Genomic DNA, 22,646 nt, shown 5'->3' with positions numbered 1-22,646 from the left:
CGTACGGGCGGACCTCTCGGGTGACGTCGGTGCAGCGGCGGCCGCCCAGTGGCTCAGCGGGTTCAGAGCGCCGGTTCGGCGTCCGTCCCGACCGTCGCTCCGTCGGCCTCCAGGGCGTCGGTCAGCAGGGCGACGAGCGCCTCGAGCTGGACGTCCACCGACGCGGCATCGTCGACCTCCAGGCCGTCGAGGGCGCGAGCGGCGAGCGCCGACTTGCTGTCGATGAGCTCCGCGATCTTGGCGTCGATGGTCTGCGCGGCGATGACGCGCCAGGCCGTGACGGGCTCGGACTGGCCGATGCGGTGGATGCGGTCGATGGCCTGGGTCTGCTCGGCGTCGGTCCAGGACAGCTCGGCGAGGACCAGGTTGGACGCGACCTGCAGGTTGATGCCGACCCCCGCGGCGGTCAGCGAGCAGACGGCGATCTGCACCTCGGGGTCCTCGGTGAACGCCGTGACGTTCTTCTCGCGCACGCGGCTGGTCTGCTCGCCGCGGATCGAGGCGTACTTGATGCCACGGTCCGCGAACATCTGCTCGGCCTGGTCCATGACGTCGATGTGCCGCGCGAAGAACACGACCTTGCCGACGTTGCGCGCCAGCTGGGCGGCGTAGTCGGCGGCCAGCCCGGCCTTGGCCTGGCCGATCCGCCGGACCATCGTGAAGACGTTCTCGCCGCCGGCCTTCGAGCTCGAGTCCTTGAGCTCGCCCGCGGCGACCCGACGGGCCAGGTCGAGGTCGATGCCGGGGCCGACGCCCTCGGCGGCGCGCGCCTCGAGCGCCGCGCGGTACCGGCTGACGAGGCGGGCAGCCAGCGCGGCCTCGGCGGCGCGGATGGACCGGCCGACGGCGCCGTCGAGCTCGACGGGCAGGTCGGCGACCCGGCGCGCGGGGATGTCGGCGGCCACGTCGACCTTGCGACGCCGCACGATGCCCTGGTCGATCACGCTCTGCCGGGCGGCGGCGTAGAAGCCGGGCTCGGCCGGCGTCAGACCGGTCTCCTCGAGGCTCGTCATGAGGCCGCCCAGCGGGACCGTGTCGTCGATCCAGCCGAGGTACTGCCAGATGGCCCGGAAGTCCTCGATGTCGTTGATCAGCGGCGTGCCGGTCAGGGCCATGAGCAGCGGCTTCGCGGTGCGCTGCCGGATCTGCTCGGACAGTGCGAGCACGTGCTGCGAGCGCTGCGACGACTTGTTCTTGATGAAGTGCGCCTCGTCGACCACCATCCCGCGGAACCCGAGCGTGCCGAGCCAGCCGACGTGCCGGTCGAGGATCTCGTAGTTGACGATCACGACGTCGGCGAACGCGTTGACGTCGTCCCCGTCGCCGTGGATGACCGTCGCGTTCCGCAACGGCGCCCACATGCTCACCTCGCGCGCCCAGTTCGCCTTGACGACGTTCGGGACGACGACGAGCAGCGGGAAAGCGTCCGCGGCCTGCGCCGCCAGCAGCGCCTGGGCCGTCTTGCCCAGGCCGGGCTCGTCGGCCAGCAGGAACGTGCGGTGACCACGCGCGGCGGCCGCGACCACCTGGGCCTGGTGCAGCATGAGCTGACGGCCGAAGGGGGCGGACACGCCGCTGCCGTCGGGCAGCTCCATGCACGCCGGACGACCGTCCGCCGCGTACTCGAAGGACCGGAACAGGGGCTCGAGCAGCTCCCACCCGGCCAGCCGCTTGGGCCGGCTCGCGAGCCGCTCGGCGGCGGCCTCGTAGTCGGGTGCCAGGAACGGGTTGGACCGCTGGCGGGCGAGCACGGACACGGGCACCACCTGGGGCGTGGTCGCGACCGCCGTCGGCGCCGGGGGCGCGGGCTCCGGCTCGTCGGGCACCTCCATGCCCCCCGCGCGCATCAGGCTCGCCTTGTACTGGCGCGCCGCGTCGGACACGCGCGCGTCCTCGCGCAGCAGCTCGAGCAGAGACGTGTCCCGGGCGGCCGTCTTGGCGAGCAGGGTCGCGACACCGTCGAGCCGCTTCATCTCCTGTTCCCGCTTGCCCGCCGACAACGTCGTGTCGGCCTGCAGCCGGGCGCGCTCCTCACGCACCAGCAGCGCCACCACCTGGAACTTGGTGCGCAGTTCGGGCCGGGTGGGCGGACGGCGGACGATGCGGTCCACCTCGCTGGCGATCTCCGCGAGCACGGGCACGATGCCCTGCTCGACGGGACGCGCCGAACGGCGCTGGTTCCCGGACGTGCTGCGCCCGTTCCCGGACGAGCCGCGCCCGCGACCGCGCTGCCCTGCTCCTGCCACATCTCCTCCTTCAGCCGCCGTCCGCCCGTGCGGACGACGCAACCGCGCCGGGCGTCAGACGACGCGCGCTCACGCTCTCGCGCCGACGACGCCGATCAGGCGCCGCGCGACGCGACGTGGGTCCGCGTCCGCCGTCGGGTCCGCCGACGACTCGTCGGGAGCGACGCCTCGTCGAAACGCAGACGAGACGACGCGCAGACCACGGCAGGACACGCGACGGCGAGTGCGTGATCATCCATCCCGGCATACCTGCGGCATCGCGCCGGGCTGGGCAACGGCGTCCTCACGTGCTTCCCACTACCCAGGACTGTACCGGGCGGTACGCCGCGGCGACGGGTGAACCGCGCGACCGGCCCCGGCTCGCGGTGTGACGTTCCCGGCACGCCGCCCTGCACGGGGTCGAGTCGGTTGGTCGTCGCAGTGAGGTGCCTCAGATCCGGTAGTCGGGTTCGCGCGTGGGTCGTCGGTTTGCGTTGAGGTAGTCGGTTGCAACCGACTACCTCGTTGGTCGATCGACTACCGGAGCCAGGAACCCGACGACCGGCGCAGCACGGGGTCGATCCGGGGCAGACTCCACCCGTGGACGACGACCCGATCGGTCGGCTGCTGGCCGACCCGCCCGACCTGCCCGTGCGGCACGGCCTGGGTGAGATCGCCGACGCGGTGCGGTCGCGCGGTGTCGTCGTCGTGCAGGCGCCGCCGGGCACGGGCAAGACCACGCTGGTCCCACCGGCTGTCGCGGCGTGCGTGACCGGCCGCGTCATCGTCACGCAGCCGCGCCGGATCGCGGCCCGCGCCGCCGCGCGACGGCTGGCCCACCTGCTGGGCCAGCCCGTCGGGCAGACGGTCGGGTTCTCCGTCCGGGGCGAGCACGCGACGAGCGCGGCGACGCGCATCGAGGTCGTGACCACGGGTGTGCTGGTCCGGCGCCTGCAGCGCGACCCGGAGCTGCCGGGCGTCGGGGCGGTCGTGCTCGACGAGGTCCACGAGCGGCACCTCGACGACGACCTGGCGCTCGCGCTGCTCGCCGACGTGCGCGCCAACCTGCGCGACGACCTGGTGGTGGTGGCCATGTCCGCGACGGTCGAGGCCGAGCGGACGGCGGCGCTACTGGGCGACGCACCCGTGGTCACCGTTCCTGCTGCACTGTTCCCGGTCGACGTGGTCCTGGCGCCGCCCCCGGCGCGCGTGGCGCGGACCGACGAGCGCGGGGTGACGCATGCGTTCCTCGACCATGTCGCGTCGACCGTCGTACGCGCCCTGCGCGAGCGCGACGGCGACGTCCTCGTCTTCCTTCCCGGCGCGGGGGAGGTGGACGGCGTCGCGCGACGGCTCGCGGGTCTGGACGTCGACGTCCGTCCGCTGCACGGCCGCCTGGCCGCGAGCGCGCAGGACCTCGCGCTGACGCCGGGCCCTCGCCGCCGCGTCGTCGTCTCCACGGCGGTCGCGGAGTCGTCACTGACCGTCCCGGGCGTGCGAGTGGTGGTGGACGCGGGCTTCTCGCGCGAGCCCCGCACGGACCACCGACGTGGCTTGGCGGGACTGGTGACTGTGTCGGTGAGCCGCGCCGCGGCCGACCAGCGCGCCGGACGCGCCGGACGCGAGGGACCGGGTGCGGTGTACCGGTGCTGGTCGGAGGCCGACGACGCGCGCCTGGTGCCGCATCCCGCGCCGGAGATCCTCACCGCCGACCTCACGGCGTTCGCGCTCGAGCTCGCCTGCTGGGGATCGCCGGGCGGCGCCGGCCTCGCGCTGCTCGACCCACCGCCCGCGGCGGCGATGGCGGCGGCGCAGACGATCCTGGCCGACCTCGGAGCGGTCGATGCGTCAGGGGCGGTGACTCCCCGCGGCCGGACCGTCGCGGCCGTGCCCGCTGACCCCCGCCTGGCGCGAGCGCTGGTGGACGGCGCCCCTCTCGTCGGCGCGCAGCGGGCTGCGGAGATCGTCGCTCTCCTGTCCGACGACGCCCGCGCCCCGGGCGGCGACCTGGTCGCAGCCCTGCGCGCCACACGTCGCGGAAGCCCGCAGACGACGACGTGGCGCTCCCAGACCGCCCGCCTCCGCGCGCTGATCCCGGCCGCGGCGGGCGACCACCCCGGCAACCTGACCGACGACCTCGCCGTGGGCCTCGTCGTCGCGCTCGCCCATCCCGACCGCATTGCACGCCTGCGCCCCGGCGGCTCGACCTACCTGATGACGTCCGGCACCGGCGCCGTCCTCCCCGCCGGCTCGGCGCTAGCCGGCCTGCCGTGGCTCGCAGTCGCCGACGCCGACCGTCGCCCGGGCCACCGGGACGCCACCATCCGCTCCGTGGCACCGATCGACCTGGACGTCGCGAGCGAGGCGGCTCCTGCTCTGCTGCGCACCGACGACACCGTCGAGTGGACCGGAGGCACCGTCGTCGCGCGGCGCGTCCGGCGCCTGGGCGCCATCGAACTCTCGTCTGCGCCGCTGCCCAACCCACCGCGCGCCCTCGTCGAGCAGGCAATGCGGACGGCGCTGGAGCGCGAGGGTCTGCGCCTGCTGAGCTGGACCGAGGCCGCGACCGCCCTGCGCCGACGACTCGACTTCCTGTACCGCGCCCTCGGCGACCCGTGGCCGGACGTCTCCGACGAGGCGCTCCTCGCCGACCTGGACGCGTGGCTGGACCTGTCGGGAAAGCGGGACCTCGGCCGCGTCGACGTCCTGCAGTCGCTGCGCTCGCTCCTGCCGTGGCCGGAGGCCGCGCGTCTCGACGACCTCGCACCGGAGCGCCTGCCGGTGCCGAGCGGCTCGAACATCCGCGTCGACTACAGCGGCGAGCAGCCGGTCCTCGCCGTCCGCCTGCAGGAGACGTTCGGCTGGCAGGCGACGCCCCGCCTCGCGGATGGCCGCGTCCCCGTCCTGCTCCACCTGCTCTCCCCCGCCGGCCGACCCGCCGCCGTCACCGCCGACCTGGAGTCGTTCTGGCGCACCGGCTACCCCCAGGTCCGCGCTGAGCTCCGCGGCCGCTACCCCAAGCACTCCTGGCCGGAAGACCCCACGGCCGCCACCCCGGCCCGCGGCCTCCGACTCAAGCCATGATCAACGGGGCACGGCTTCCGAACATGCCGACCGGCGATCTGCAATTTGCTCGAAGCGGCGCGTTGCCACGTTTTGATAACAGCCACGCTCGCCACCGTCACCGTCGAGAGCAGAAGCTCTTATGGGTTCGACCCTAGGACTACAGAAATCGCATCGGTGCGTTAATGTACGGAACGACCGACGTCGACCACCGCAACCATCGAGAATTACCAATCACGACGGGAGCGCGCGGCGCTCCTGCACCACGATGTGCAATTCTTCGAGCGCGGCATTTACCCGCTCGCACTTCCCGGCTTCAAACTTGAGGAAATTCATATTGTACGTCTTTGCCGGAACCCTCTCGACCGCCGGGTGCCATCGATCCTCCACGATTGCATAATGCGGGTGCTGCGACGGTGCCGCGATGCTCGTCGTCTCGAGCAACAGCTGAACGTCGGATCCGAGTCCATCGAGCAGCCAACGAATAGAAGCGTATTGGTAAGCATCAGGGCATCTAGGACTGAGTAAAACGAAGGGTGGTCGCGGCGTGCTGTTAAATATTGCTCTCGCGTTAGAATGATGCAGCTTGGATCTGCGATACAGCCATGGACCTTCGAAATGAGACGACGATCCGATCGCAAGTCGTTCACTACGTGATCCTCGTAATATCGACAGACGTTGTATCCTTCCGTCGCGGCCCCCTGACAACACAACGCCTCGTACAGGTCGTCATGATTTGTAGTGATCACAACCTTGGGGTCGAGGTCTCGAATCAACTCGTGTATGCCTGAAGCCTCATAACGCGGCTTTTCGAAACACTCCCGAATGTACTTTGAGAAATCCCCCGGAGCGAGCCCATCGACGATGATCTGAGCGGCGTCTAGGTATCGTCGGATCGTGATCTGCTCGCGTGCAGCGACTCTGTCCTCGTCTCGCGGTAGGCGTCCGGCCGCACCTTCCAGGAAATCATTCCAGTCTGGCGGATGCGGTCGTCACCGTCTCCGCTCCGTCCAATCCTTCGGGCACGACCGAACCGCGGGCAGGCGACCCGGACAACGAGTCGACCGGCATCTCCGGTTTGAGCGTCGGCGACAATCACCGCATCGAGAACCGCTTCGACCGGGTCGACGAGGACGGCTCCGTTTACGTGCGTGACGACAGCGGCCACGAGACCTACATGGAGCCCAGCACCGTGTGGCCCCGCGTCGAGCTGATGAAGAAGTTCGGCTGGGCCCTGGGTGACGTCCTGGACGGCGAGCACGACGTCTTCACGGTGGCCGGCTCGTTCATCGCCGAGCGCTTCTCGTGGGACTACACCAACGGAGGGCTGTCCCACCTGACCGCGGCCCAGGAGCTGGCGGCCGGCGACGCGCTGCGCGACACGAAGGCCGCAGCGAAGGACATGACGAGCGTTGGCGTCCCCTACGGAGAGACGGTCCGCGAGAGCGACGTGCAGGCCGGAGCGGATGCTGTCTGGGCCGTGCGCGGGCGCGACGACGTGGGCCCGACCGACACCAACCGCGCCGTGCTGATGGTGCAGTACAGCCTCGACTCGAACATCGAGGAGTACAACGCCGGGGACCGCTGTTCCAGATGGTCACGGTCGAGCGCACCGCTGACGGCTGGAAGGTCACCTCGAGAGACAACCGCTCGGACGGCACGGGCAGCGACTGACCCCGGCGGAGCTTGGCACGGGTGTCGGTTGGCCTGCCGTGAGTCTGCGCGATGGAGTTAAGCCCCGCCCCGAGAAGAGCCTCCCGCCCGGGTCGCACATCACCTCGTCGCCCATCCGCCCGGGTGAATGTCCGGTCACAGCGGCGTGTCCTACGAATGCCCCGGGCGGGCAGAAGACGCACATCCGTACGATGCGACACCATGGAGCGAATCTTGAGCGTCGCCGCGTGCGCCGCAATGCTGGTCCTCACCGCGACCGCCTGCGCATCTTCATCGGGAGACGCGGCTTCGAGCGCGTCCTCTGCCACTGTGTCCGCCACCAGCTCTGAGTCGCCCTCGAACGACATCTCGATCTCTCCAGACGATCTGGAGTCCGCTGTCGCGGAACAGAATGCAGCGCCGAAGTGCGAAGACGTGTGGGTTGACGGTTCTCAGATCGACGCTGATTACACGATGTGCGCGAGCGACGACGGCAACTATGAGTTGCTCTCCGCTTTCGATTGCGAAGACGACACCAAGCTCGCATCCCACGATGCCAACCAGACGTGGGCAGTCATCCCGGGGCCGGTGCACGCCGCCGACGGTGAGATCGCCGCCGACAAGGCCTACGGGAAAGCCTTCGACGCCTGCAAGCCCAGTTGATGTGGCGCGTGGCTCAGACGCCGCGCGCGACCTGCCGGACTGCTCTCACTGGTGCTGACTCAGTCCAGACCGAGGTGGACCAAGACGGCCTCGTCTACGGCGCCCATGTGCTCGGCGGGGACCATGCCGATCTGGTCGCGCAACCGGCCGACATCGACGGCGCGTAGTTGTTCGGCTTGGGCCTTCGAGTCGTGCGGCAGTCCGGTGATCGTCGCGGGGAGCACGGCCTGGAACGGCCAGACGTGCTCGGTGTTCTTGGTCAGCGGGACGACGGTCACGACGCCGTAGCCGCGCTTGATCGCGGCACGAATGACGCCCGCGACGCCGACGATCACTGCTGGGCGGACCTTGCCGGCCTCAGCTCCGACGTGCGGCGTCAGATCCACCCAGTAGACGGCGCCCTTCACCCGAGCGCTTCCGCGGGACCGTGCTGTTCGTGCTCCCGCTCGTTCTCAGCCTGGAGCTGCGCCTGTAGCCGCTCAAGCACCTCTTGGTCCAGTGGCGCATCGAAGAAGGACACGCCCATCTCGGTGAAGACCTTCGGGACGGCGAAGCGCACGTGGTCGATCGCCAGCGGAGGCACCATCCATCTCTTGCCGGACCAGGACTCCTGCAACAGGTTGGTCAGCGCCTCTTCCCGGCGAGTCGGGCGCTCCTTCTCGAACAACGACAACGACCGCGCCGGCGCCACCGAGTCCCAGTCCTGTCCTTCCTCCGACTCGCGCCACTCCTCTGCGGCCTGCTCATAGGCGGCGATCAGATCCTGCTCGCGCAACGCAGCGATGGCGGCACGGAGTGCGGAGGATCGGTTCTGGCCGGGGTGCTCGTCGACGTACTTGTCGAGGAGCCTCACGTCGTCATCGGAGAGGCTGACGCTGAGCTTCATGCGACCCACGATACAACGGGGTGCCACCACCTTTGCCACCCGGTTCGGTGACCCCGCGCGAGCCTGCGACCCGAGGCCGTAGGAGCCGTTCTACGGGCCTGGGCCACGTGCCCCTCAAACCCCGGCTCAGGCGCCGTTAGGCCGCAGGCACCGCCAGGACACGCCGATCCGAGCCGATTCCGGCGGGCGGTCTACGGGCCATCGGCGCGCGTGACGTCAGCGCTCTGCTCGGCGGCTCGATGGGCGCCGCGAGGTGTGGCGTCTGCGATCCGCGCGCGAGCCTTTCGGTGAGCGTCTGTCGCCGGGAGACCGCCTTGCCCAGGGCTTGCCGGAGCTCTTCGGTGTTGCTCGTCTTCCGAGTCTCGGTGGCCCTGCTCAGCCCTCGCCGACGCCGGCTTCGTGTTCGAGTGGCACGAGGACCAGCACCCGATGAACCGTCGCGCCAACCGCCTCGGCGTGGAGATCCCCGGCTCGCTCGCCGCCCCTTCGTAGCGCGCCCCGCCTGTCGGTCAGTGCTTGGCGGACTTAGCCTTCGCCTTGGCGGCCTTGAGCGCCTTGGCCTTCGCGGCCTTGGTCGCACTCGCCTTCGCAGCCTTGGTCGCCGACGCCTTCGCAGCGGTGGTCGCCTTGGTCTTGGCGCTCGACTTCGCCTTGGCCGCGGCCGCGTCGTAGGAGTCGTCCCAGGCTGCCTTCTCGGCCTTGGTCGCCGCCTTGTCGTTGGCATCAGCCTGGGTGTAGCCGGTCGCCGTGGCCGAGCGGGTCAGCTTCACCGTGGCGGTCGCGGAGCGCGTCGCGGACTTCGTCGAGCTCGCCTTGGCGGTGGCGCTCGCCTTGTACTTGTGGCCGTGCGACTTGTACGTCGCGGTGGCCTTCGCGGTGGCGGTGCGCTTGACCTTGACGGTCGCAGAGCGGTCCAGCGTCCAAGTCTCGCTGGCCGACTTCGTCGCGCTGTACATGTGCACGCCGGCGCGCGTCGGGGTCCCGTTCCAGTTGAAGACGAAGCTGCGGGTGTCGTCACTCCCGTCGATCCAGGTGCACGTCCGGTAGCACGAGTAGTACCCGTCGACCTGGACCTCGAACTTGAGCGTGAGCTGACCGTAGGGCAGGTTCTCCAGAGTGAACTGGCTCAGCTCGGCGTAGGTCTGGCCGTCGTCGAGCACACCCGAGGTCGTCTCGGGGTACTGCACGTCGATGTGTTTGCCGGTCGCGTCGTAGGTGTCGGCGTACACGCGCACGGCGGGGTCGTAGGAGCCCTCAGAGTCCGGGATGCCGAACGGCATGAAGACGGTGATGTCGGCGCAGCGGTTGCCGGGCAGGTCGTTGCCGTTCGCGTCCGAGCACTCGGTCGCCGGCGTGAGCTTCATCGACCACGTCTCGTTGAGCTTGTACTCGACCGGCGGTGAGGCGTGCGCGCCGGTGGCGCCAGCGAGCACAGCGAACGACGCGACGACGATCGCGGCGAGGGTCTTCTTGAGCACGACGGACTCCCGGGAAAGGTGGCGGATTGCCGCCAGCGTAGTGGCCCGGGGCATCCGACCGGGAGGACAAGGGGCCTATCCGCGGGTGAGGTTTTCGTCGCCTGGAATGAGCGCTCCACGACCTTCACCCGGCACCTCGGCGTGGCGTGCTTCGCGTCTCGGTAGCGTGCCTCGAACGACCGGCGTCACGCCGCAACCGGGTGCGCATCCCGACGACATGAGGAGGCGAAGCCATGGCGCCAGAGCCACGCAAGTCCCGCCTCGGTTGTCTCGGATGGTTCACCATCTTGTTCTTCGGGCTCATCGCGTTCCTGGGCGCTATGCAGTGGATCGAGAACCGCTGGGATGACCACCAGGCTGGCGTGGCAGCGCGCGCGACCGCGAAAGCATCCGCGTCGAACGAGGCGCTCGCCGAACCGCTACGCGCGACCATCTCTGCGCACGGACTCAAGCCCACCCCGAAGGGCGACTTCTACTACGGCGGGTTCATCGCTGACGTGGGCAACACGGATTACCCCGAGGACTGCTACCCCGGGGGGGACTGCATGACGGTCTCGATCATGTCGGTCCGCGACTGCGGATACCTCGACGGGACCGTGACGATCGGACGAAGCGGCATGGGCCACCCCGAGACGGTGCCGGTGCAGTGGGAGGACGTGAAGGCGGGGGACGTCAAGACCTTCCAGCGGGCAACCTACGACCAGGTCTTCGTGCCCGAGCTCACGTGCACTCCCAAGCCTGCCCCGCCCGAGTAGCGAGCCCGGTTCAGCGGTCGAACGCCCGCGCCTGCACGTTTCGGCGCGCCGCTTCGCGCACTGCGCCCCGCAGGACATGGGGCTCACCGGCGTGCGGCATGTGCAACTAGCCCGTCGGCGTCGGAGAGGGCCGCTACTGTCCGAGCATGGAGATGATGGACACGTCGGCAGGCCGCCTTCACGAGATTCTCGTCGATCTGCGGAAGTGGGCCAACGCTCCGCTGCGGCAAGCCTGGGTCCGCGTGCTCGACGTCGATGACGAAGATCGAGCGGGGCTGTTCTCGGCGATCTCGATGGTCGTTGAGTTGCCAGCGACGGTCCAGGCTCAAGTCCTCTTGCTGCCCGACGTCAACCACGACCTGCTGCTGCGTTGGGTGCCCGCTGTCGACAGCGCGTTCGGCTTGGCGCACACCCTTGAGGGCTCGACGGGTCAGCTCACGGGGCAGTACGACGACACAACTCTGTACGCGCTGGAGTCCACAACCGACGCTCTGTCGCGTCACGGCAACGCACTGCACATGGAGCCTGACCTCGTCACGGACGCCGACGCGAAGGTCGCCGAGCTACTCACCGCCCTCGAAAATCTGGAGGGCTCCGAGGAGACCAAGGCGATGCTCGTGCGCCACGCTCTCCGTCTTCAAGCGGCTCTCCGCATGTACCGGGTCAGTGGACCCGACGGCGTCAAGGAGGCGCTCGTTGATGCCACCGCCGCGCTCATCGCTGCGAGAACCGCGGAGGACGATTCCCGGCCCGCGATCCGCAAGTTCGCCGACGTCGTGTCCTTCGTCGCCGACTCACTCCAGATCGCCGCGACGGGCGCGCCGCTCATCGCTCTCGGCGTCAACGAGATCATCCGCCAGATCTCATCGCACTGAGCCGGGGCCGGGTTTCGCGCGGCGGGCCAACGCACCGAACGGCGACCCGAGCCGCGCCGCGCACTGCGTCCCGAAGGACACGACGCACGCCGTCGCGCCCGCCTCGACGACCTTCGGCCCGGCTCGCAGCTAGGCGCCCGCGCTTCGTCAAGCGAGCCCGAGCGCATCCCAGGAAGTGGGCGTACTTGGTGCGCGATACGTCCATCGTTGCGGCGGCCGCTGCGCTGCGGCGCTACTCGAACTTCCACGTGTAGAAATTCACCAGGAGGGTGTAAAGGAGCTGGGTGACGCACTGCGCCGACATATGGGCCGGGTGATCGTTCCGCTCCCGGGTTCCCGGCCACGAACCAGGCCGCTAGGGTGCGGAGCATGTGGGGCATCCGGATCGAGACGGTAGGCGGATGCCCTTGGCTCTGGCCGGTGAAGCCGAAGCCCCCTCAGTGGTGGCAGCACACCCCGGTGCTGAACCGGTGCTGGCAGCCGAACTCGTGGGCTGGAATCCCCGTACTAGGGAAGGCCGGGTCGTTCAGGGAGTGGCTCCTGCTGATCCCCGTCTCGCTGTAGGCGATCGTCGGCATGGCTGACGCCGCGAGCAACGGCGAGTTCATCAACTTTGTCAACCGCATCGTGCAGGGGGTGAACAGTGCGTAGCCGCCCCCGACCAGCACCCCGCCGCCAGCTTCACCCCTCCAGATCTTCGGAGCACACCATGCGTAACCTCGTCCGCCCAACCCCCACCTCGTCCTGGCCCGCACCGAGACCGGGCTCGGCTTCACCCCGACCGGCGGTGTAGCCCTGACCCCGCTGCGAACAAGCCCCAGCGGCAGCCCGGTCATCACTGGCACCACGTTCGACCCTGTGCCCGACGGCATGCTCGTCAGCGCCTGGCAGCGCCTGAGCCGGCTCAACCACGATCGCTCGGTCCTGACGGTCTACGCCGACGACACGACCGAGGGAGTGAGCACGGCGGCCGGGCTGGTTCGACATGGACGACCCGGCACTGTTCCACCCGGTGGCTCGCGAGGGGTGGTGCCTCGTGTGACCCGTCGCGACTCTCGGGGCGTCCTGCATAGCGCGGGGCGCCCCGTTTTCGCGTCTGGGGTCCGTCGACCCCTGGGGTCAGCCTGGGGTCGAACTGGGGTCGAGCCACTTGACAGGTTCACAACAATCCTGGTCACAGCGACGCAGCCTCGACCCCTGTCGGACCCCAGATCGGATCCAGAAACCCACTGCCTGGGGCTCGGAAACCTGCCCTGACCTGCGTCTTCGTTCTCGTGCGCCTGGGCAGATTCGAACTGCCGACACCCGCTTTAGGAGAGCGGTGCTCTATCCCCTGAGCTACAGGCGCGCGGCCCGGGAGCCGGGCCGTGCGTCGCCGATCGCGATCGGCGCGGGGCCAGCCTACCGGCCGCGGGGGCGTCGGCCGAAGCACGCTCCACCCCGCTTCGATCCGCGCATCGTGCGAAGATCGGACGCATGACGACGCAGGACCAGACCGAGGCGACCACCCCGCAGAACGCGAACGGCACGCGCCTGTGGGTCGAGCGGACCGGCGGGCGCCGGTACGTCGGCCACAACTCGCGCGGCGCGCGCGTGGAGATCGGGGACATCTCCTATGACGAGGCGTTCACCCCAGGTGAGCTGCTGAAGATCGCGCTCGCCGGGTGCAGCGGGCTGTCCGCGGACAACGCGGTGGCGCGGCGCCTGGGCGACGACGTCGCGGTGACGATCGACGTCGAGGGCCTGGCCGACGACGACGAGGACCGCTACCCGCAGCTCGTCGAGCGATTCAGCGTCGACCTGTCGGGCCTGGAGCCCGACCAGCGCGAGCGGCTGCTGACGGTCATGCACCGCGCGATCGACCAGCACTGCACGGTCGGGCGGACGCTCAAGGCCGGCGCCGAGGTCGAGCTCACGGTGGTGGGGGAGCGCTGATGGCCCTCGTCGACGAGGCTCTCGCCAAGGCGGTCGCGATCCCGTCGTCGACCATCCACGCCCACGTGGAGAAGATCCGGGCTCGCAACCCCGAGGCCTCCCCGCAGCGGATCATCCAGCTCCTGGAGAAGGAGTACCTGATGGTCGTCGCGGGGGCCGGTGGGGCCGTCGGCGCCGCCGCTGCCGCGCCCGCCGTCGGGACCGGGGTCGCGCTCGCGCTGACCGCGAGCGACGTCGCGACGTTCTTCGGGGCGTCGGCCGCGTACGTGCTGGCGGTCGCGTCGGTGCACGGGATCGACGTCGACGACAGCGAGCGCCGCACAGCGTTGCTGGTGACCAGCCTGCTCGGCGAGTCCGGGGCCAAGGAGGTCGCCAACGTGACCGGCCAGGGCTCGGTGGGCGTCGCCCGCCTGCTGCTGACCCGCATGCCGATCGCCACCGTGAAGAAGGTCAACACGACGCTGACCCGGCGCATGGTGCGCAAGCAGGTCGCGCGCCAGGGCGGGCTCTTCTTCGGTCGCCTCATCCCCTACGGCGTCGGCGTGGTAGTCGGCGTCACCGGGGCGCGCGCGCTGGGCCGCACGGTAATCCAGGGCGCCCGCAAGGCGTTCGGTCCCGCGCCGACGACGTTCGGCCACGTGATCGAGCTGGAACCTGTGGCGCCGCGTCAGGTTGAGGGCTCCGAGCCAACGGCCCTGCCGCCCGCGCCCGAGGCGAAGGACGACAAGAAGAAGTGGCGCCTTCGCCGTTGACCCAGCCGGAGGTGTGGGACCGGGCCGCGTTCGACGAGATGCGGACCCGGCTGCACGCCCGGTTCGACCACACTGTCGCACCGGACGCTTTCACGGTCGAAGCCGTCCGCCGTCCGACGAAGAGCGGCCTGACCCGCGTCGTCCTGCTGAACCAAGGTGGCCACGGCAGCACGTGGGAGATCGACACTCGGACGTGGGCGGGCAGCCGCATCCAGCACCGCACGCTCGCCACGCTCGAGGCCGACCTGACGTCAGCGCTCGCCGGCTGATCAACGGCAATGGGCGCGCTCGCTACCTCCACGCCAGCTCGCTAGGTCGAGGTAGCGCAATCAGGTGGGAGTAGGGAAGTCAGCGGGAAGTAGCGAGCCGGTGCAGCCGCGAGTCGCGGAATATTGCCGGCCGGCCACGGACGGCCCCGCACCTCACCAGCGCGTGGCGACGTGCTCCGCGATCTGGTCGTCGTAGATGCGCTCCAGGCCGGCGAGGGTCTCCCCCGACAGCGGCGCCAGGTCCGCGGCGGCCGCGTTGGCGCGCGCCTGCTCCGCGTTGCGGGCGCCCGGGATCACCACGGACACGCCGGGCTGGTCCACGATCCAGCGCAGGGCGAGCTGCGCGGTCGAGGCGCCGGAGGGCGTGAACGCGGCGACGTCCTGCGCGGCGGCGACGCCCACCTCGTACGGCACACCGGCGAACGTCTCGCCCACGTCGAACGCCTCGCCGTGGCGGTTGAAGTTGCGGTGGTCGGAGTCGGCGAAGGTCGTGGACTCGTCGTATTTGCCGGACAGCAGGCCGGACGCGAGCGGGACGCGCGCGACGATCCCGACGCCTGCCTCGAGCGCCGCGGGCAGCACATCCAACAGCGGCTTGCGGCGGAAGATGTTCAGGATGATCTGCACCGTCGCGACGTTCGGGCGCGCGATGGCCGTCAGCGCCTCGTCGACCGTCTCCACCGAGACGCCGTAGGCAGCGATGCGCCCCTCGGACACCAGGGTGTCGAGGTCGTCGTACGTGGACTGCCGCTCGTAGACCGACGTCGGCGGGCAGTGCAGCTGCACCAGATCGAGGGTGTCGACGCCCAGGTTCTCCCGCGAGCGGTCGTTCCAGGCCCGGAAGTTGTCCAACGTGTACTGCTGGGCGGTGTGCGGGTCGGCTCGCCGGCCCATCTTGGTCGCGACCGTCAGGCCGGCCGACGGACGGGACCGCAGGAACTCGCCGACGAGCTTCTCGGAGCGGCCGTCGCCGTAGACGTCGGCGGTGTCCAGGAACGTGACGCCCGCGTCCACGGCCCCGCCGAGCACGGACAGGGCCGCGTCCGACGACACGTCGCCCCAGTCCCCGCCGAGCTGCCAGCAGCCCAGCCCCACGACCCCGACCGATCGTCCCGTCCGTCCCAGCACACGCGTCTCCATGGCCCTGACGCTACCGTGAACGGATGACTCCCCAGCACCCGGCAGGAGCGCGCCCGTGAGCACCACCCGCGTGCTGGCGGTGAACGCTGACGAGGCGTGGGACCTGGTGACCGACTCGCGCAACCACGCGCGCTGGATCCCGCTGACGCGCGTCGAGGCCAGCGGGCCGGCGCGGGTGGGCGACCGCGTCCGCGCGGTGTCGGGACCCGGCGCGACGAGGGGATGGCCGGGGCTCGTCGACGCGATGATCGTCACGCGCGCCGACCCCCCTGGGCCGACGAGGGTCGCGCTCTTCGTCAAGCAGGGCCCGGTGCTGCTGGGCGAGGCTCGCATCACGGTCATGGCGGCCGGGCCGCACTCGTCGCGCGTGACGTGGGACGAGGACGTGTACCTGGCGCACGTGCCGCCGCGGGTCGGGCGCACGCTCGTCGGCCCGATCCTGCGCGCGATGGTGAGCCGGGTGCTCACGCTCGTCGCCCGCGAGGCCGCGCAACGAAACGACGCCTGAGGCCCTCTACGCGCAACGGATCGCGCCCCCACACGCAACGCGGGTTGGCGGATCGTCGCCACCGCGACTCGTACGCTCGAACCGGACGTGTGCGCGACGGCGGGCACCCGGCCCCTGACCGCCCTCGAAGCCGCCCAAGGAGCCCCCATGACGCACCGCGCGCCCGGCCGTACCGACCGCCACTACCTGATGTGCGAGCCCGTCCACTACACGGTGTCGTACGAGATCAACCCGTGGATGGACAAGACCCGGTACACCGACGCGGACCTCGCGGTGCGGCAGTGGCGCACGCTGCGCGACACCTACCTGGACCTGGGTCACCGCGTCGAGACGATCGACCCGATCGATGGCCTGCCGGACATGGTCTACGCGGCCAACGGCGCGACGGTCGTCGACGGTGTCGTCTACTCCGCCAAGTTCCGCTACCCGGAGCGCCAGCCCGAGGGCCCCGCGTACCAGAAGTGGTTCGCCGACCGCGGCTACGTCACGCACACCGCAGCGCAGACCAACGAGGGCGAGGGCGACATCCTGGTGGTCGGCGACCTGATCCTGGCTGGCACGGGCTTCCGCACCGAGCGCTCCGCGCACGCCGAGGCCCAGGAGCTGTTCGGCCGACCCGTCATCTCCCTCGAGCTCGTCGACCCGCACTACTACCACCTCGACACCGCGCTCGCCGTGGTCTCCAGCGACCCCAGCGACCCGCAGGTCGCGTACTACCCGCCCGCGTTCTCGGCCGGCAGCCGTTCCGTGCTCGAGCAGCTGTTCCCCGACGCGATCCAGGCGACCGAGCGCGACGCCGTCGCCCTGGGGCTCAACGCGGTGTCCGACGGCGAGCACGTCATCGTCGCCCCGGGCGCGGTCGACCTGGCCGACGCCCTGCGCGACCGCGGCTACACGCCCATCCCCGTCGACACGAGCGAGCTGCTCAAGGGCGGCGGCGGCGCCAAGTGCTGCACGCTCGAGATCCGGGCCTGATCCGATGACCGCCGCCGTCGAGCACGCGCCGGCGCACCACTCCGCCCTCGCGCCCAACTACCACCCGCTGCCGGTCACCCTCGCGTCCGGCGAGGGCTCGTGGGTGACGGACGTCGACGGCCGCCGCTACCTGGACCTGCTGGCGGGCTACTCCGCGCTGAACTTCGGCCACCGGAACCCGGCGCTGATCGCCGCGGCGCACGCCCAGCTCGACCGGCTCACGCTCACGTCGCGGGCGTTCGACCACGACCTGCTCGAGCCGTTCGCCCGGGCGCTGTCCGAGCTGGTCGGGCCGCTGCTCGCCGGCACGCCCCTCGTCCTGCCCATGAACACGGGCGCCGAGGCCGTCGAGACGGCCATCAAGGCCGCACGCAAGTGGGGCTACGAGGTCAAGGGCGTGCCCGACGGCCGCGCGACGATCATCGTCGCCGCCGGGAACTTCCACGGCCGCACGACGACCATCGTCTCGTTCTCCGACGACCCCGACGCCCGCCGCCACTTCGGCCCGTACACACCCGGGTTCGTCACCGTCCCCTACGGCGACGCGGCAGCGCTGGCGGCCGCGATCGACGAGACGACCGTCGCCGTGCTGCTCGAGCCCGTGCAGGGTGAGCAGGGCGTCGTCGTCCCGCCCGACGACTACCTGCCTGCGGTGCGTGCCGCGTGCACGGCGGCCGACGTGCTGCTGATCGCCGACGAGATCCAGTCGGGGCTCGGCCGTACGGGCACGACGCTCGCCTGCGAGACGTGGGGTGTGCAGCCCGATCTGGTGACGCTCGGCAAGGCGCTGGGCGGCGGCATCGTGCCGGTGTCGGCGGTCGTCGGGCGCGACGACGTCCTGGGCGTGCTGACCGCAGGGACGCACGGGTCCACGTTCGGCGGCAACCCGATGGCGTGCGCGGTCGGGCTCGCCGTCGTCGACCTGCTGAGCACCGGCGAACCGCAGGCCGCGGCCCGCGCCCGGGGCGAGCAGCTCGGCGCCGGGCTCGACGCGCTCGTCGCCGACGGTGCGCTCGCGCGGGTGCGTCGGCTGGGCCTGTGGGCCGGGCTCGACGTCGCACCCGGTGCCGGCCCGACGAGCGGTCGTGACCTGTGCGAACGCCTGCTCGCCCGCGGCGTCCTGGCCAAGGACACCCACGGCCGCACCGTCCGCCTGGCCCCGCCGCTGACGATCACCGCCACGGACCTGGACGCCGCCCTGGACGCCCTCAGCGACGCCCTGCGCTGACCGCGCGTCATCACGTGCCGCGCACTCGGCGGCGCACGGGTGGTTGACGCGCACCGCTGTCGCTCCGTCGGCGGGGCGCGCGCTCCGTCAGGTGAACAGGACCGCGCCGAACAGCCAGCTGCCGTTGGCGGCGCCGCCGACCGACATGTGCTTCACATCCTTGCGCAGCATCTGAGCCTTGTGCGGCGCCGACTTCGACCACGCACTGACCATCGTCGTGGCACTGTCGTTGCTCACGCACGCGACGATGTTCTCGTGGCCGGAGTGCCAGATGCCGCCCGTCGTGGCCATCGTCTTGGCGTGCTTCACCAGGGTCGACGACCGCGAGATGCTGAGCTTCTTGAGCCCGTGCTTGGCCCGATAGGCGTTGATGGCCTTGCCGATCGCCGACACCTGCTGCTCCCCGGCCCCCGGGCCGCCCGACCCGCGGCACACCAGGCCACCCGAGGGGACCTTGGCCGGGGCCTTGATCGAAGCCCGGCTCGTCGATGCGCTCTTCTTCGCGGCAGCCTTCTTCGCCGCAGCCTTCTTCGCGGCAGCCTTCTTCGCGGCAGCATTCGCCGCCGCGGACTTCTTGGCGGCAGCCTTCTTCGCGGCCGCGGTCTTCGCAGCGGCTGGAGCCGCCTTCGTCACCGATGACGAGACACCGGAGCCCGCGGTCGCCGGCTTCGGAACCGGGGCCTTCGAAGCGACCGGCTTCGGCGTCGGCTTCGGGGTCGCCTTGGGGGCCGGCTTCGGGGTCGGCGTGGGTGTCGGGGTCGGCGACGTGGTCGGGGTGGCGCTCGGGGTCGACGTCGCCGACGGGGTCGCGGCCGCCTCGTCGGGCGCTGACCCGTCACTCCACGCGGCGCTGGTTCCCACCCCGACGACCACAAGGGTCGCCAGAGCCACGGCGGCGACCGACCTCGAACGCGAGTCCCACCTGCGCATGCTGCTCCCCTCGGCGATCCGGGGCCCATCGGCGGGGGCCCGGAAACCAGGTGATCGGCAGCACTCCGGTCGATCTTGAGTCCGACTGAGCACAAAGCGCGTGAGTGTCACACATGTGGACGAATGCGCAGGGCAACGACACGCCGGCCGTCGAGCGCGCCGGTCGGTGCGGCTCGGCCCGGTCCGTCAAGATGGAGTCGTGCCCGACATCGACGACCTCGACCTCGCCATCCTGCGCGCCCTGGCGCTCGACGCCCGCGCGACCTTCGCCGAGGTGGGACAGCAGGTGTCGCTCTCCGCCCCCGCGGTCAAGCGTCGCGTGGATCGCCTGCGCGAGCACGGCGTCATCCGCGGGTTCACGGTCCGGCTCGACCCGGCCGCGATGGGCTGGCACACGGAGGCGTTCGTCGAGCTGTTCTGCCACGGCTCGACCAGCCCCGCCACCATGCGCGCGGCGGTCGAGCACTACCCCGAGGTGGTCGCCGCCAGCACCGTCACGGGTGACGTCGACCTGGTCGTCCAGGTCCGTGCCCGCGACATGCGGCACCTGGAGCGCGTCGTCGAGCGGCTCGCGGCGGAGCCGTTCGTCGCCCGCACGCGCTCGACCGTCGTGCTGTCGGCGCTGGTCCGCCGCCCCGAGGTGCCCCAGCACCCCTGACGGCCGCGGCAGCCGCCGATGCTCACGCGCTCTGCGCGCCCTCGCGCACCGGCTCGCAGCGGTTCGTGACGACCATGACCGGGCACTGCGCGTGGTGCAGGACGGCCTGGCTGGTCGACCCGAGCAGCAGGCCCGCGAACCCGCCGCGCCCGCGCGACCCCACGACGATCAGGTCCGTGGCGACCGAGAACTCGGTGAGCAGCTCCGCACCCGTCCCGTCGAGCGCGTGCCGCTTCACGGTGACGTCCGGATGGTCGACCAGCGCCCGGTCGACGGCGACGTTGAGGCCTTCCTGCAGGTCCGCGAGCACCTGCTCGTGGTCGACGCTCGACGGCAGCCACGCGAGCACGCCCGTCATGGACCCGATCGGCACGCCCGCCACGGCGGTGAGGTCCGCGCCCCAGGCCGATGCCTCCGTGATCGCGTAGTCGAGCGCACGCGCGGCCGCGTCGGAGCCGTCCATGCCGGCGACGATGCGGCGCACGGGCCGCGCGGGGGGCAGCTCGGCATCGTCGGGCACGGGGTTGCCGTCGGCGTCACGCAGCGGAACGACGACCGTCGGGCAGTGCGCGTGCGCGGGCAGGGCCGACGAGACGGTCCCGAGCAGCCGGTCGGCGAACCCGCCCCGCCCTCGCGTCCCGACGACGACCATGCGGGCTTCGTGCGACAGGTCCACGAGCACCCCGGCCGCGTCGCCCGCGTGCACCTTGGTCGTCACCGCGAACCCACGGCCCTCGACGCGTTCGGCCGCCTCCGCGAGCACCGCCTGCGCGCCCTCCTGGATGACCGTGTCGTCGAGCGCCGCGTAGCCGCCGTCGAGCGACGCCGCCGTGGACGACGGCAGCGAGTACGCGCACACCAGGTGCAGTCCCCAGCCGCGGCGGCCCGCCTCCCCCGCCGCCCACTCCAGGGCGAAGAGGCTCGGCAACGAGCCGTCCACCCCCACCAGGATCACGTCGTCCCGTGACATGTCCGCTCCTTCGTCGTCACCCGTCGGAGCCAGTCTCTCGCAGAAGTCAGGCCGCGACGTAGGCCGCCCACAACGGATCCGCGCGCACCGCACCGGACCCGAACGCGATCGACCACCGCGGCGCCCTCGGGGTGAAGGGCAGCTCCCAACCGAGCTCGTGCAGCAGCCGGTCGGCCTTGCGGTGGTTGCACCGCACGCACGCCGCGACGACGTTGGTCCACTCGTGCCGCCCGCCCTTGGAACGCGGATGCACGTGGTCGACCGTGTCGGCCCCGCCGCCGCAGTAGGCGCAGCGGTGCGAGTCGCGCTGGAGCACGGTGCGCCGCGTGGGCGGGACCGGCCGACGCATCGGGACGTGCACGTAGCGCGTCAGCGAGATGACCACGGGCAGCGGCATCTCGACGTGGGCCGAGTGCAGCATGCGGCCGTCGGTCTCCAGGACCGTGGCCTTGCCGCACATCATCAGCAGGACGGCGCGGTGCACGCTCACGATGCACAAGGGCTCCAGGCTCGCGTTGAGCAGGAGCGTGCGCGCCTGGGCGGCGGGCGACGCGGGTGACGCCGCAGCGGGCGTCGTGGCGGACGTCATGGCGGACTCGGTGACGGCGCTGGTCAGCACGGCAGACTCCCAACCGGGGGTCGGACCGGCTGGCTGCCGGCCCGGCGGAGCGAAGAGCACGTGGAACGCGACCAGAGTAACCACAGGATCAACAGGAATTGGACAGGCGGTCCGATCGACCGGGGTGAAGCGCCCGACGGTCCCTCCGTCGAGCCCCCGACCCCCGGGAAGACGACGAGGCCCCGACGACCATGTCGTCGGGGCCTCGTCAGGCTGGTGCGGGCGTCAGCCGACGCGCAGGAACGTCGGCGAGCTCTGCCAGATGCTGCGGAACTGGATCGTCTTACCCGGGCGGGGCGCGTCGATCTGCTGGTTGCCACCGGCGTAGATGGCGATGTGACCGGGGGTCCAGATCAGGTCGCCGGGCTTGGCCTCGGAGCGCGAGATCACGTGGCCCACCGAGCGGATGCCGCCCGACGTGCGGGGCAGCGAGATGCCGAGCTGCTTGTAGACGTAGTCGACGAAGCCCGAGCAGTCGAAGCCGCTGGGGGTCGAGCCACCCGAGACGTACGGGACGCCGACGTAACGCGCGGCGATCTCCAGGACGGCGTTGCCCGAGACCGACTGCGGGACCGCGTGGTTCGGGGTGTCCTTGGTGCCCGAGTCGTCCGAGCTGTTGTCGTCGCCGTTGTCACCGTCGTCGTCCGAGGTGTCGGCGGCGACGCGGTCGGCGCTGCGCGAGATCGTCGTGGTCTCGCGGACGACGACCTTCTTGACGACCGGCTTCGGCTTGACCGCCTTGAGGACGGGGGCGTCGATGGTCCACTCGGCGTCCGCCGGGGAGCTCACGACGGGGGCGGCAGCCAGCGCGGCCTTGGCGGAGGCCGTCAGCGCGTCGGTGTCGACGGCGGCCAGGGCGCCGGTCACGTTGTCGTCGGTGTGGGTGGCAGCCATGGCCGGCGCGCCCATCATCGAGACGACCAGGCCGGACGACGCAGCCACGACGGCGGTGCGGCGACCAACGGTGCCGAGCTGGTCCGAGGCGACGCTCGCCAGCTCGGTCAGCGGCGTCGACGGACGCCGCGCGGCCCGGTGTCGGGCGCGGGTGGTGCTTTCGGTCACGC

22 protein-coding genes, 1 tRNA gene and 1 pseudogene are annotated in these 22,646 nt (G+C 71.0%); 12 read left to right on the top strand and 12 right to left on the bottom strand.

From position 1 onward, the window contains the following. Positions 1 to 62: 62 nt before the first annotated feature. A complete protein-coding gene (locus tag IC607_RS11180) occupies positions 63 to 2,246 on the bottom strand; it encodes a DEAD/DEAH box helicase (RefSeq protein WP_191787445.1) in 2,184 nt (727 codons plus the stop codon). A 579-nt stretch (positions 2,247 to 2,825) separates the two neighbouring features. Between IC607_RS11180 and hrpB the strand changes: the two genes are divergently transcribed. Further along, on the top strand, positions 2,826 to 5,309 hold the full coding sequence (hrpB, locus tag IC607_RS11175) for an ATP-dependent helicase HrpB (RefSeq protein WP_370526149.1): 2,484 nt from the start codon (positions 2,826 to 2,828) through the stop codon (positions 5,307 to 5,309). 213 nt (positions 5,310 to 5,522) lie between these two features. Here hrpB and IC607_RS17480 read toward each other — a convergent pair whose 3' ends face one another. Further along, complete coding sequence (locus IC607_RS17480) at positions 5,523 to 5,732, bottom strand: hypothetical protein (protein WP_225225015.1); 210 nt, start codon at positions 5,730 to 5,732, stop codon at positions 5,523 to 5,525. A gap of 29 nt (positions 5,733 to 5,761) precedes the next feature. After that, a pseudogene (locus tag IC607_RS17880) lies at positions 5,762 to 6,037 on the bottom strand (SIR2 family protein); the annotation flags it as partial. Between the two features lie 428 nt (positions 6,038 to 6,465). Between IC607_RS17880 and IC607_RS11165 the strand changes: the two are divergent. Continuing rightward, positions 6,466 to 7,023, top strand: coding sequence for a hypothetical protein (locus IC607_RS11165; protein ID WP_191787443.1), 558 nt, complete (start codon positions 6,466 to 6,468; stop codon positions 7,021 to 7,023). A gap of 140 nt (positions 7,024 to 7,163) precedes the next feature. Beyond that, positions 7,164 to 7,604, top strand: coding sequence for a hypothetical protein (locus IC607_RS11160; RefSeq protein WP_191787442.1), 441 nt, complete (start codon positions 7,164 to 7,166; stop codon positions 7,602 to 7,604). Positions 7,605 to 7,663: 59 nt separating this feature from the next. Here the strand turns inward: IC607_RS11160 and IC607_RS11155 are convergent, their stop codons facing one another. From IC607_RS11155 to IC607_RS11145, 3 genes are all read right to left on the bottom strand, one after another. Further along, the gene (locus tag IC607_RS11155; protein WP_191787441.1) at positions 7,664 to 8,011 is read right to left on the bottom strand and encodes a type II toxin-antitoxin system PemK/MazF family toxin; all 348 of its coding nucleotides are present in this window, start codon (positions 8,009 to 8,011) and stop codon (positions 7,664 to 7,666) included. Continuing rightward, complete coding sequence (locus IC607_RS11150) at positions 8,008 to 8,490, bottom strand: ribbon-helix-helix protein, CopG family (protein ID WP_191787440.1); 483 nt, start codon at positions 8,488 to 8,490, stop codon at positions 8,008 to 8,010. Before IC607_RS11150 ends, IC607_RS11155 begins: the two co-directional genes overlap by 4 nt. Positions 8,491 to 8,999: 509 nt before the next feature. After that, the gene (locus IC607_RS11145) at positions 9,000 to 9,968 is read right to left on the bottom strand and encodes a hypothetical protein (RefSeq protein WP_191787439.1); all 969 of its coding nucleotides are present in this window, start codon (positions 9,966 to 9,968) and stop codon (positions 9,000 to 9,002) included. A gap of 233 nt (positions 9,969 to 10,201) precedes the next feature. Between IC607_RS11145 and IC607_RS11140 the strand changes: the two genes are divergently transcribed. Both IC607_RS11140 and IC607_RS11135 read left to right on the top strand, forming a co-directional pair. Continuing rightward, a complete protein-coding gene (locus tag IC607_RS11140) occupies positions 10,202 to 10,723 on the top strand; it encodes a hypothetical protein (RefSeq protein WP_191787438.1) in 522 nt (173 codons plus the stop codon). A 146-nt stretch (positions 10,724 to 10,869) separates the two neighbouring features. After that, complete coding sequence (locus tag IC607_RS11135; RefSeq protein WP_191787437.1) at positions 10,870 to 11,598, top strand: hypothetical protein; 729 nt, start codon at positions 10,870 to 10,872, stop codon at positions 11,596 to 11,598. Between the two features lie 1,275 nt (positions 11,599 to 12,873). On the opposite strand, the gene IC607_RS11130 is transcribed toward IC607_RS11135, so the two are convergent. Continuing rightward, positions 12,874 to 12,946: transfer RNA gene (locus IC607_RS11130), tRNA-Arg, on the bottom strand. 128 nt (positions 12,947 to 13,074) lie between these two features. Between IC607_RS11130 and IC607_RS11125 the strand changes: the two genes are divergently transcribed. Genes IC607_RS11125 through IC607_RS11115 form a run of 3 tightly spaced genes read left to right on the top strand, consistent with a single transcriptional unit; the run spans position 13,075 to position 14,554 of the window. Further along, positions 13,075 to 13,533, top strand: a complete 459-nt coding sequence (locus tag IC607_RS11125; RefSeq protein WP_191787436.1) for an OsmC family protein — start codon at positions 13,075 to 13,077, stop codon at positions 13,531 to 13,533. Continuing rightward, positions 13,533 to 14,285 (top strand): hypothetical protein, encoded by a 753-nt coding sequence (locus IC607_RS11120; protein ID WP_191787435.1) that lies wholly within the window; start codon positions 13,533 to 13,535, stop codon positions 14,283 to 14,285. Before IC607_RS11125 ends, IC607_RS11120 begins: the two co-directional genes overlap by 1 nt. Then, a complete protein-coding gene (locus tag IC607_RS11115) occupies positions 14,282 to 14,554 on the top strand; it encodes a hypothetical protein (protein ID WP_191787434.1) in 273 nt (90 codons plus the stop codon). Before IC607_RS11120 ends, IC607_RS11115 begins: the two co-directional genes overlap by 4 nt. A gap of 153 nt (positions 14,555 to 14,707) precedes the next feature. Here the strand turns inward: IC607_RS11115 and IC607_RS11110 are convergent, their stop codons facing one another. Next, positions 14,708 to 15,694, bottom strand: a complete 987-nt coding sequence (locus IC607_RS11110) for an aldo/keto reductase (RefSeq protein WP_191787433.1) — start codon at positions 15,692 to 15,694, stop codon at positions 14,708 to 14,710. Positions 15,695 to 15,749: 55 nt separating this feature from the next. On the opposite strand from IC607_RS11110, the gene IC607_RS11105 reads away from it, so the two are divergent. The 3 genes from IC607_RS11105 (at position 15,750) to rocD (ending at position 18,405) form a co-directional block, all read left to right on the top strand. Continuing rightward, positions 15,750 to 16,202: an SRPBCC family protein gene (locus IC607_RS11105; protein WP_191787432.1), complete on the top strand. Its 453-nt coding sequence runs from the start codon at positions 15,750 to 15,752 to the stop codon at positions 16,200 to 16,202. A 147-nt stretch (positions 16,203 to 16,349) separates the two neighbouring features. Further along, positions 16,350 to 17,177: a dimethylargininase gene (gene ddaH / locus IC607_RS11100; RefSeq protein WP_191787431.1), complete on the top strand. Its 828-nt coding sequence runs from the start codon at positions 16,350 to 16,352 to the stop codon at positions 17,175 to 17,177. A 4-nt stretch (positions 17,178 to 17,181) separates the two neighbouring features. Next, a complete protein-coding gene (gene rocD, locus IC607_RS11095) occupies positions 17,182 to 18,405 on the top strand; it encodes an ornithine--oxo-acid transaminase (protein ID WP_191787430.1) in 1,224 nt (407 codons plus the stop codon). 87 nt (positions 18,406 to 18,492) lie between these two features. Here the strand turns inward: rocD and IC607_RS11090 are convergent, their stop codons facing one another. Next, a complete protein-coding gene (locus IC607_RS11090) occupies positions 18,493 to 19,335 on the bottom strand; it encodes a CAP domain-containing protein (protein ID WP_191787429.1) in 843 nt (280 codons plus the stop codon). A 208-nt stretch (positions 19,336 to 19,543) separates the two neighbouring features. Here IC607_RS11090 and IC607_RS11085 point away from each other — a divergent pair, with 208 nt between their 5' ends. Then, the gene (locus IC607_RS11085) at positions 19,544 to 19,993 is read left to right on the top strand and encodes an Lrp/AsnC family transcriptional regulator (protein ID WP_370526205.1); all 450 of its coding nucleotides are present in this window, start codon (positions 19,544 to 19,546) and stop codon (positions 19,991 to 19,993) included. Between the two features lie 22 nt (positions 19,994 to 20,015). Here the strand turns inward: IC607_RS11085 and IC607_RS11080 are convergent, their stop codons facing one another. The 3 genes from IC607_RS11080 to IC607_RS11070 form a co-directional block, all read right to left on the bottom strand. Then, on the bottom strand, positions 20,016 to 20,963 hold the full coding sequence (locus tag IC607_RS11080; protein ID WP_191787427.1) for a universal stress protein: 948 nt from the start codon (positions 20,961 to 20,963) through the stop codon (positions 20,016 to 20,018). A 46-nt stretch (positions 20,964 to 21,009) separates the two neighbouring features. After that, positions 21,010 to 21,582, bottom strand: coding sequence for an HNH endonuclease (locus tag IC607_RS11075; protein ID WP_370526147.1), 573 nt, complete (start codon positions 21,580 to 21,582; stop codon positions 21,010 to 21,012). Between the two features lie 225 nt (positions 21,583 to 21,807). Beyond that, complete coding sequence (locus tag IC607_RS11070; protein WP_191787426.1) at positions 21,808 to 22,644, bottom strand: C40 family peptidase; 837 nt, start codon at positions 22,642 to 22,644, stop codon at positions 21,808 to 21,810. Positions 22,645 to 22,646: the final 2 nt, after the last annotated feature.

Source organism: Cellulomonas sp. JH27-2 (assembly GCF_014837175.1).
GTDB lineage: Bacteria > Actinomycetota > Actinomycetes > Actinomycetales > Cellulomonadaceae > Cellulomonas.
This window is presented reverse-complemented; position numbering and strand designations above follow the sequence as displayed.